General features: G+C 45.5%; 11 protein-coding genes. 6 read left to right on the forward strand and 5 right to left on the reverse strand.

Annotated features, from left to right (window positions below):
- Nucleotides 1–6: 6 nt before the first annotated feature.
- The 5 genes from P8P30_07705 (at nucleotide 7) to P8P30_07725 (ending at nucleotide 5,747) form a co-directional block, all read left to right on the forward strand.
- Nucleotides 7–297, forward strand: a complete 291-nt coding sequence (locus P8P30_07705; GenBank protein ID MDG1287436.1) for a DUF6111 family protein — start codon at nucleotides 7–9, stop codon at nucleotides 295–297.
- Nucleotides 287–1,543, forward strand: a complete 1,257-nt coding sequence (locus tag P8P30_07710; GenBank protein MDG1287437.1) for a CCA tRNA nucleotidyltransferase — start codon at nucleotides 287–289, stop codon at nucleotides 1,541–1,543. Before P8P30_07705 ends, P8P30_07710 begins: the two co-directional genes overlap by 11 nt.
- Nucleotides 1,544–1,760: 217 nt before the next feature.
- Nucleotides 1,761–4,430, forward strand: a complete 2,670-nt coding sequence (locus P8P30_07715) for a CHASE domain-containing protein (protein MDG1287438.1) — start codon at nucleotides 1,761–1,763, stop codon at nucleotides 4,428–4,430.
- 42 nt (nucleotides 4,431–4,472) lie between these two features.
- Nucleotides 4,473–4,871 (forward strand): response regulator, encoded by a 399-nt coding sequence (locus tag P8P30_07720; protein ID MDG1287439.1) that lies wholly within the window; start codon nucleotides 4,473–4,475, stop codon nucleotides 4,869–4,871.
- Between the two features lie 426 nt (nucleotides 4,872–5,297).
- Nucleotides 5,298–5,747: a response regulator gene (locus P8P30_07725; protein ID MDG1287440.1), complete on the forward strand. Its 450-nt coding sequence runs from the start codon at nucleotides 5,298–5,300 to the stop codon at nucleotides 5,745–5,747.
- A 78-nt stretch (nucleotides 5,748–5,825) separates the two neighbouring features.
- Here the strand turns inward: P8P30_07725 and P8P30_07730 are convergent, their stop codons facing one another.
- From P8P30_07730 to P8P30_07750, 5 genes are all read right to left on the reverse strand, one after another.
- Nucleotides 5,826–6,590, reverse strand: a complete 765-nt coding sequence (locus tag P8P30_07730) for a metal ABC transporter permease (GenBank protein MDG1287441.1) — start codon at nucleotides 6,588–6,590, stop codon at nucleotides 5,826–5,828.
- The gene (locus tag P8P30_07735) at nucleotides 6,577–7,494 is read right to left on the reverse strand and encodes a zinc ABC transporter substrate-binding protein (protein ID MDG1287442.1); all 918 of its coding nucleotides are present in this window, start codon (nucleotides 7,492–7,494) and stop codon (nucleotides 6,577–6,579) included. Before P8P30_07735 ends, P8P30_07730 begins: the two co-directional genes overlap by 14 nt.
- A 2-nt stretch (nucleotides 7,495–7,496) precedes the next feature.
- Nucleotides 7,497–8,846, reverse strand: coding sequence for a hypothetical protein (locus P8P30_07740; GenBank protein MDG1287443.1), 1,350 nt, complete (start codon nucleotides 8,844–8,846; stop codon nucleotides 7,497–7,499).
- Nucleotides 8,847–8,924: 78 nt separating this feature from the next.
- Complete coding sequence (locus P8P30_07745) at nucleotides 8,925–9,209, reverse strand: hypothetical protein (GenBank protein MDG1287444.1); 285 nt, start codon at nucleotides 9,207–9,209, stop codon at nucleotides 8,925–8,927.
- An 88-nt stretch (nucleotides 9,210–9,297) separates the two neighbouring features.
- Nucleotides 9,298–9,441, reverse strand: a complete 144-nt coding sequence (locus P8P30_07750; protein MDG1287445.1) for a hypothetical protein — start codon at nucleotides 9,439–9,441, stop codon at nucleotides 9,298–9,300.
- Nucleotides 9,442–9,729: 288 nt separating this feature from the next.
- Between P8P30_07750 and P8P30_07755 the strand changes: the two genes are divergently transcribed.
- A complete protein-coding gene (locus P8P30_07755) occupies nucleotides 9,730–10,065 on the forward strand; it encodes a hypothetical protein (protein MDG1287446.1) in 336 nt (111 codons plus the stop codon).
- Nucleotides 10,066–10,165 lie beyond the last annotated feature (100 nt).

Below are 10,165 nucleotides of genomic sequence, written 5' to 3' on the forward strand. Positions count from 1 at the left end.
ATAAACATGATTCGATTCTTACTTACAAAATTTTGGCCCGCGCTTATTCCGATAGCGCTGTATCTGTTGTGGTTTGCCTATAAACGCCACAAGCTCCGCCATAGCGATGAGGTCGTCCGCATTACGGATGGCCCCTGGTTGGTGACGCTTATCACGGCAATGTTCATTGCAGCGGCAGGTTTTATCTGGCTTGGTTTGGTGGGTGAGAAGACGGGCCCGGCAACCTATACGCCTGCCATTATGAAGGATGGAAAGATCGTGCAGGGCGAAGTCAAGAGCAACGCCGATGAGCGGTAATATTACTAAAGATAGCTGGCTCACTTGGCCCGAAACACGCAAACTCGTAGAAGTCTTTGCAGCGGCTGAGCAGGAGATCCGTTTTGTTGGTGGTGCCGTGCGCGATCTACTTACTGGTATGCCGGTTAAAGATGTTGATGTCGCAACGACAGCCTCACCCCAGCAAGTATTGGGGATTTTAGATAAGGCCGGTATCAGAGCGATTCCAACCGGCTTATCGCATGGAACCGTCACGGCTGTGATCGACCATGTACCGTTTGAAATTACCACCTTACGCTGCGATATCAAAACCTATGGCCGCCATGCAGAAGTGCTCTTTACCCGCGATTGGGAGCAAGATGCGGCGCGCCGTGATTTCACCATTAACGCACTTTATTGCGATGCTGAGGGCCGGGTTTACGATTATCAGCACGGCTTAGAAGATTTACGAGCACGCCGCGTTCGTTTCATCGGCGACGCCGAGACCCGTATCCGCGAAGATGGTTTGCGGATCTTGCGTTTCTTCCGTTTCACCGCGCGCTATAGCGAGGGCGAGATCGATGGCGAGGGGCTCGCTGCCTGTCATCAATGCCGTGAAATGCTGGATGATTTATCCGGCGAACGCATCGCGCAGGAAATGCTGAAATTAATGGATGCAGAAGCGGCACCTGCGCTGATTCAGTTGATGGATGAGCAGCGCCTAACGCTGCCGCTATTCGGTTATGCCGTGAATACTCGTGTTTTAGAATGTTGGTCGCGCATCCGTTTGATGGCCGATATTGAAGAGCAGGAACTGCCGGTGCCGATGGTGCTGCTCTCCCTTTTATGTCGCGCGCAAGAGGGAGCGATGTCGGATTATGTGATTCAACGTTGGAAGCTCTCCAATGCGCAATCGGATCTGCTGGAGTTTTTGGGCAGTGCTAAGCAAATCACCTCGGAGATGGGTGAGGCGGAACAAAAACGCCTTTTGCGCCAGATTGGCTATGAGCGTTTTCGCGCGCTCGTATTAGTCAGTTGGGCTGAGAATCTTTCCCTCGGTCCGAATGAAGCGCAAATGCTCTCGGCAGCCTATCGCCCTATTCTTTGGCTTTCGGGGCATTGGGAAATTCCGAATTTCCCCATCGGCGGTGCAGATCTTGCGGCTTTAGGGTTAGAACCCGGCCCGCAAATGGGCACATGGCTCAAACAGCTAGAAGAGTGGTGGGAAGCCGAAGGTTATGCCCCCACCCGCGAAGAGATTTTGCATCGGTTTGAAAGCCAGCGTTAGTCGCGTATTATCAAGGAAAAAGGTGGGGTATGGGTCTTATTCATTTCCAGCGGTAGGGTGAAGAGTGTGACATATTTTATTCAGGGTTTTTGATAGTAAGGGAAGCAACCTCAGGTTTAATAAATTCTTAAGGTTTTTATGGTCTAGTGTGGCTCTATTTAACTCAAGAAGTTGCGGTGAGGATGATGAAATTCTGATCGTGAATCAGGACTCATCTATGCCAGATAATATTCCCGATAGAAACGAAAAGGATCGATCTATCTTACGGGTATATATCCCTTTTCTTGTTGGATTTTTCTTACTCTTTTCGCTTATCACGGCGTTTATCCTTTTGCCGAAAATCAATCAGGCATTTGAAGCGAAACAGACCCAAGATAATACCCAGCAAATGCAGGTTGAAGCAGAGCTTTTAGTGCGTTCTGTCGAGAGTTACCGTAGCATTTTACGCGATTTGGCTAGTTTTCCTGTCTTGGTGAATGCCGCGATGCTCTCAAGTGCCGAAAATCGTGACCTTATTGCTTTGCTCAAGAATTTCTCACTTTCGGGTGAAAAAGGAAAAATCATTATACAGGATATCGCGGGAAAGGTGGTGCTTCAGGCATCGCAAGAGTTGAAAGGAAAATATGGCGTCACTAATCCTTGGCTTGAGCCTCTTTTGGAGGCAAGGAAGCCTTATTATTTCCAACTTTTGAAACAAAGCAGCGATCACTTTACCTTCATGCTCGCGGTTCCTATTTATCACAAGGGAAGCGTTGAAGGCATTTTAAGCGCCGAAATTACCCCCGCATTGCAATCTATCTTTAGTGAATACTCTTTGCAGGAAGGACACGCCTTTCGATTATCACAAAATGACGTAACCGTGCAGACCGTCAACATTCGGCCTGCTGTGCCGCATGAATATTCAATGGAGCTGGCGGGACTCGGTCTAACATTTGCTCATATCGTCGATGATACACCTCTATTGAAACAAAGGCATACATTAAGAAATACCATCCTGACCGTCTTGCTTATTGGCCTAGTGGTTTCGTTTATTTTCTTCGTATTTTTGGCTTACCGTATTTTAGGAGAGGATGCCAAACAGGATTTTGTGCACCATTCACCTTCTACGTGCATCAGGGATTACATTATTCCATTTGCGCTCGCCGGGTTAGGTGTCTCTGCCAGTATCGCCGCCTATTTCGTTTTCCAAAACTTGCAAAATCAGAAATTGCAGCACAATTTTCAATCAGAGGCAAAAGAAATTATTCAGGCCATTAAGCAAGAACTTCATGTTCAGCTAGACACACTCGGGGCCTTAAAAAGTTTTTACGATGCCTCTACTCATGTGGATAGAGAAGAGTTCAAATCTTTCACAACCGCATGGTTAGAGGATGCTCCAGGTATTCAAGCCTTAGATTGGATACCTTATGTAAAGGGTGCTGAGCGCACAGCTTACGAATTGAGAGCGCAAAAAGAGGGACTAGGTAACTTCACTTTTATTGATAAAGACGCAGAAGGAAACTTTATTCCCGCGCCCAATCACGAAGCGTATTACCCGGTCTATTATGCTGAGCCGATAGAAAAGAATAAGGTGATATTAGGCCTTGTTTCGGCCAATGTTGCCATGCGGAATAAGGCAATCCATGCCGCGCGAGATACAGGAAAGATTAATGCATCTGCCTACATCAATATCGCACAAGATAACCAGAATCAGTCTTTGCGGCTGCTGTTTAATCCTATTTATGAGGGGGCACGAGAGTATCCTTCTTTAAAGCAACGGCGGAAGAACTTTAAAGGGTTGATTCTGATGGTTCTACGCGTTGATGACCTCATTGAGCAGGTATTAGGTTCTAGGCTTGAAGCCAATCATATTCAAATTTCGGATATGACGGATGCGAATAATTTAGAATTTATTTTCAACTCTTTGCCTGATACAGACACTGAATTTGACAAGTTTAGCTTTCAAGAGGTGCTGAGTGTTGGAGGGCGTTCTTGGGAGGTAAAGGTAATTCCTCAGCTTGCACACTATCACGCTAAATCAGAATGGTTACCTCGCTTAATACTTCTTTTAGGGCTGATGTTGACGGGCATCACAACTTTTATCCTTATTCAGCTAACTCGCCGTCGTGCGGTGGTTGAGGGAATTGTCGAGGATCGTACGGCGCAATTGTTGGAGCGTGAGATAGAGCGCGAGCGGTTGATCGAAAAACTGACCTTGTCCAATGAAGAGTTAGAGCGTTTTGCCTATGTCGCATCGCATGATCTGAAAGCGCCTTTGCGTGCGATCGATCATCTGTCGCAATGGATTGAAGAAGATATTGCAGAAACAATGTCTGAAGAAACGGGGGGCAATATAGCCTTAATGCGCCAGCGGGTTAAGCGTATGGAGCATCTGCTGGACGATCTATTGGAATATGCTCGTGTTGAGCAAAAGGTCAAAAATGCCGCACCAGAATTAGTGAAAATGAGCCAAGTGATGGAGGATGTTATCGCCTTGGTTGCGGCGCCTGAAGGGTTCGAGATTAAAGGCAATGCAGTCATGGGAACGATCCACCTGCCACGCATTCCATTGCAGCAAGTCTTATTTAACTTGGTGCATAATGCAGTGAAACATCACGATAAAGCAACAGGCCTTGTGGAGGTCGCCATTCGGGATGTAGGAGATAAATACGAAATTACAGTGCGCGATGATGGACCCGGCATTGCGCAAGAGTATCATGCAAAGGTATTTGAGATGTTTCAAACACTACGTCCGCGTGACGAAGTGGAAGGAAGTGGAATGGGCCTTGCTTTAGTACAAAAAATCATCACAACTTTAGACTGTAAACTTGTGCTAGAATCGCATGAAGGGGAAGGCACGTTGTTCCGCTTCACCTGGCCGAAGAAGCAACGTAATATAGAAGAATAAGCAATGTTCGCAACTAACGGTGATGATTGAAATGAGGAAGAAATGAAAATTTTGTTGATTGAAGATAGCGTTGTAGATGTTGAGTTTGTTCGCCGTACAATGGACAGCTCCGGTGAGAGCTATGAATTAGTCGTGGCCGATGATGGAAAAAAAGCGATCAATCTTCTTGAGCAACAAGATCAGCCTTATGATGTCATTGTACTGGATATTAATTTGCCGAAATATAATGGTCATGATGTGTTGGAGTTTATTAAGGGCCTGCCTTATTATGCTAATACCCCGGTACTCATGGCGAGCACCTCGAGTGACAAGTTTGATATTGGTGAAGCTAAGAGGCTCGGCGCGAATGGTTATCTGGTAAAAGGGAAAGCATTCGATGTCCGCGAGCTACGTAATTTTCTTCAGCAAGACGAATTGGAATGGCTGGAAATCACAGAGTAGCGGGTGACTAATAGTCGTATTTTTATACAATGTATCCTCTTGCGATCTAGTTTATTAATAAATATTAACTAAATATTAACTAAATGTAGTTATACATACACCTATAGAGAGTGTGTATGGTTTGCTTGCATCACGTGTTAAGTCGCATGTCAAAAATACAAACTTGGTGAAATGAAGAGTGAGGGTAGGCCTCATGTATTTCGACATTATTAGGGGACCCCAAGAGAGTTTCTTTAAAGAATGTATCCTCTCTCTCTTAAGAGTTGAGTCAAGAAACAGCGAAAAGCGAAATGGTTCTTGCACTTATTGGAGAATACAATAAAACTTTAGATTGTAAGTCTGTTTCAAAAACTAAGAACTGCTAAAGAAGGAATTTATTCCTACATGACCTAAAGGTATATCAGAGAGTGAAGAGATAAAAACTATATGAAAAGTATGGCACAGGGTGGTAAAACCGTTACGATTTTGGTGGTAGATGACGATGACATCGATGCAAAAAGTATCGAGCGGGCCTTTCGCGGAGCAGATATTGAGAACCCAATAGAGCGAGCCGTATCGGGAGTCGATGCGTTAGCCTTGTTGCGTGGGGAACAGGGAAAAGAGAAGCTACCAAAGCCTTACCTTATGTTGGTGGATTTGAATATGCCGCGCATGAATGGATTGGAATTGATTAAAGAGGTTCGTAACGATCCAGAGTTTAAAGACACGGTTATTTTTGTGCTCACAACCTCCAAAACGCCTGAGGATATGAGTAAAGCCTATGATTTAAGTATCGCAGGTTATGTGGTTAAGGAAACCGTTGGCCATGAATTTATTAAATTAGTCGAGATGATTGATTGTTATTGGCGCGTGATTTCATTGTCTAAGCAAGCCTAAAAAGAGTAGGCTAGGCACCTGATTAAAAGTAATAAGTCATTTCACCAAAATCAAATATGTCTTTACAAAAAACACCTCTTAGTGAGCTGTTTTTTGAACCACTTTAGGCAGTAAAGTTCGCATCAAGATGGTTATAAGCACATAGCTACATACGATGACCGGACCCGCTGGAAAATCTAGCAGGGTGGCGATGATAATCCCTAGCAATATAGACAAAACTCCGCATGCCCACGCTATGGATAGAGGGAAAATTGTCATTCTGCTTGCCAATGCCGGCAAAATGAGACTGGCGAATACCACGTACACCCCAACTAACTGGACCGATGATGTGATAGCGAGAGCAAACAACAAATAAAAACCGACTCCATCGCGCAAAGTAGGTTTCAGAAACCACGCTGTGAGAATCAATAGATAGATAGGGGCATGAGTAAGAACATCTTGCCATGTGACAAATAGCATTTGGCCAGAAAGCAAATGTTGTATTTCTTCGCCACCATGCGGATGATCTGCCATCAATAAAATTGCCAGGGAGGCGGCTAGCACAAAACTTACGCCAATGATGGCTTCCTGTTGTTCTGGCATGACCGCTTCCACTTTACGGAAGAATAATCCTGCCAAAACAGCACAAGCTAGCGCAATTATTTGTACTAGCCACAAAGGTGCATCATGCAGCCATATTCCAGCTGCGACTATGCCTAACCCAGCAATTTGTGCTACGGCAAGGTCAATGAATATAATGCCGCGCTTTAGCACCTTAATGCCCAATGGGGCATGAGTTATAGCAATCATAATGCCGGCAAGAAAAGCTGGCCCTACGATACTAATCATTTCAGCGCTTATCATCGCCAGCTCCTTTTAAGAGTTGGATGGATCGGTCAAATAATGCAAAGAGAGTGTCACTCTTTGCATCGCCGCCAATCGTATAAGGCAGTACTAAATCTGGTGTTTTCGTTTTCTCAGAAAGCCACTCACTGGCATCATCCGGTTCATAAGGAGTACGAATGATCATCTCAGCTGGCTTGGCTTTAAGTTGTAATAGCAAGCCTTCTAGATGCGAACTGGTGGGTGGGATACCTGGTTTTGGCTCCAATGACGCGGCGGTCTTTATGTTTAGCCAATCCAATAAATAAGCGAAGGCTTTATGATGCACCACAACCGACTTTCCTCGTAAGGCCGAAGCTTCGTTGTTCCAGCGAGTCATAGCTTCCCCCCAACGGGAGGTAAAGGTTTGCAGGTTGGTATTGTAAAAAGAGGCGTTTACTGCATCAATAGATTCTAGCCGTTTGGCGAGCTCTTTTGCTACTCGCATCACATTATGTGGGTTCAGATGTATGTGGGGGTTTCCTTCGGGATGTACATCGCCCATGCTACGATCAACAGTGACTGGTTTTTCCAACACTGGCACATGTTGTGCTGCCATGAGATAACCCATTTTACCAGGCTGTACCGTGCTGCTAGCCTTCTGTACCAAGATAGGGAGCCACCCAACCTCAAGTCCAGCACCAGAGCAGAAAATGAGATCAGCCTGACGCGCTTTAGCAATTAAGCTTGGTCGCGCGCGGATATGATGTGGGTCTTGCTGGGCGTGAGTAGCGGCAAAGGCCTCTACCTTATTACCGCCAATTTCTTCTGCGAGCGCCGCCCATTCTGGTTCGCAAGCAAAGATGTTTACCTTTGCTTGTGCGGTAAATGGGGCTGCACAAAGCAACCCCACCACCCATAGTTTCGTAAGTTTTTTCATCATCATGCCTAGTATTTATGTGCGCCATGAGCACCGAGGCTCATGATATATTGCACCGTAAATTGATTATCATCTTGATCGCGCGATAATTCTTCACGGTTATATTGCAAACGCATACGACTGAACTCGCTGTTGGTCCAATCTAGCATCGCAGAATAGGCTTTCGGATTATAACCATCCGCATCCAGCGCAGAACCAGCAAGGCCAAGCGGTGTGTCCGCTGCATTTAGTTGGCTATAGCGAGCGCCAATACGCCATTGTGGATCAAACTTATAGACGCTTTGTGCATACCAACCACTAGAAGAATCGTCGAAGTTTACGCCGCCTGTGCCTGCGTTAGTATCTTCGTATAAGCCATCTTCTTGACGCCAAAAATACTCACCTTGTAGGATAACTTCTTGTTCGCGGGCATTACCTGTGGGGGCCCATACATAACGTGCATCGGCAATATAAAGGCTACTATCGCCGCTAAAGGTAACCGTATCTTCATTTGATGCACGTGTACCATCGGCTTCGCCATGTAGTAGCGATGCGCCAATACGCCAACTTTGGTTATGGCCAATATCTCCGCCTACGCGTGCATAAGCTGAAAATGCGCCAACACCTTCACCACTTCCTTCACCGTAAGGGAAGTCATCCCCACGGAATATACCACCACCAATTTCGCTATAAAAGTCGGTGGGAAGAATATAGGATATTTCTGCACCATCATCATTATAAGCGCCGTCCAAGAAAGCGCGATAAGGAAGCGGGCGGTCTGTAAAGTCATCCGTATGGGCGTGATGTTCATTTAAATAACCTAGCGTCCAAAGCGCGCGACCTGCTTTCACGCTCATACCATCAGGTAAGCCCATTCCAGGCAGGGTCTGCACAAATGCCTCTTCTAGTTCTAGCTCGGTGGAACCTTCGTGCTGGGCGATGGCAGCAGTGACGCTTCCGGTAAATTTGTCATCCACATTGGCGCTAAAGTTAAGCTCAGTATGGTCAACGCCAAAGCCTTCGCCGCCGCGTTCGCCTTCTTCACCGACGGCAAAGCCTGCTATATCCCCTTCTTCCGATGAGAAGCTATTATATTGCCCATTCAGTATGACGCCGATGGATGGGTTGAAGCTATTACCTTTTACATTACGAGTCGCAGGAGCAGCAACAGCCGCAGTGGTCTGATTAACTGAAGCGTTGGTTGTTTTAACCTTTTGTAACTTGCTTTCAAGCCCAGCAATGCGACCTTCATAAGCTTGTTTCATCGCTTTAATATCATCGCGAATTTGCTGAAGTTCAGTATCCGATGCAGCCAATGCAGTTGTGCTGGTTAATAGGGTAATAAGTGCAGCCGAGGCCGCTTTTGAAAAATGTTTCATGAGTTCGTCCTAAATATAAATACGAGTCAGAACCGCAGGCACAGCAGTGGCTACGGCATAAGTTAAGTCATGGATGTTTTAGGACAGGATGGGAGGCGCGCGTGGCGAAGCAGCAGGATAGCGCTGAAGTTGAATAACAGACACTTCAGGAAGTATAACAACGAAGGAAGTGTAGCTTGCTAATGCTAAGCTGACCTGTGCAGCAGGAGTGCTGGACTTTGATTGCTCGAAATGCAGGTAAATATCACAAATTTGACCATTATGCTCATGCTTCTCAAGGCCATAGTCAACCATGTGCAAAGTGGAAAACACCTGCACAGCAAGGAAGCTAAGGATTAGAAAGAGACTGAGTTTTTTGTTCATTTCTTTTATGACTTACGTTTACGTAGTTAGCTAATAGCTGAGATTAGATAAAAATGGAAGAGTTTTGAGGTCAGATATTTTTGCCTTATTAGAGATTAGCAGAAGCGGCTGTTTTGATGCCTCTATCTTCACGATGCTGGATTAGCATGAACCAATGGCCGCTAACTTCTCTAATTTCATCATTGCGTAGTAAAGTGACCTCGCTAAGCCTTGCTCCGGTACATAGAGCCATCAAAGGAATCCAAAACTTATAGGCTTCGCTTCTGTGGTGTTTGTATGGCAGTATTTAAGCTGCGCCATATTTCCTTGCGTCCTAAAGAGGCTTGAAGTTCTTTTGGGACATACACGCGGCAATAGAAGATTCCATTGCGTCTTACTAGGTTGGTTTGATGTGTCATCGTAACCCTCCAAGGGCTTTTGCGGCTTCTCGGCCTGGTGAGTTATGTTGCTTGTTTTGATAGCTTGACCTTTTTGACGGTTCTCAATCGCATCATTATAGACCGTAACGAGCTCTTGCAGAGTGACTTTGAACTTCTCAGGCTTATTAAGCTTAGCAGGTATCTTGCTTGCTGGATGCTACAGCTTTTTCAGCACGAAGCTTATCTCGCTTGAGGACGCTATCGTATGGTGTCAGAAGCACGACTTAATCGCGACCTCACCCAAAGGTGACTCTGATGCTGCTAAATGCCTTAATCATATCTTAGAGGCCAGTGTAAAGCGTGACGGAGGTATTACTCGAACAATCTACGAAATACTTAAAGATATTGAACAATGCCCCGATGATAAGTCACTGATAGCGCTGTTGTTAAGGCATGGAATGGATTACCGGGAGAAAAAATTAGGGGCTGACACCTAACATTTAAATTGTTAGGAGTTATTGATGTATATAAAGCATTGTAAGTTATCGAGAAATAAGCAGTTAGAGTTGATAAAATATTTCATTGCGGGTTCTACGG

This window comes from Rickettsiales bacterium (assembly GCA_029252805.1).
GTDB lineage: Bacteria > Pseudomonadota > Alphaproteobacteria > Rickettsiales > JALZUV01 > JALZUV01.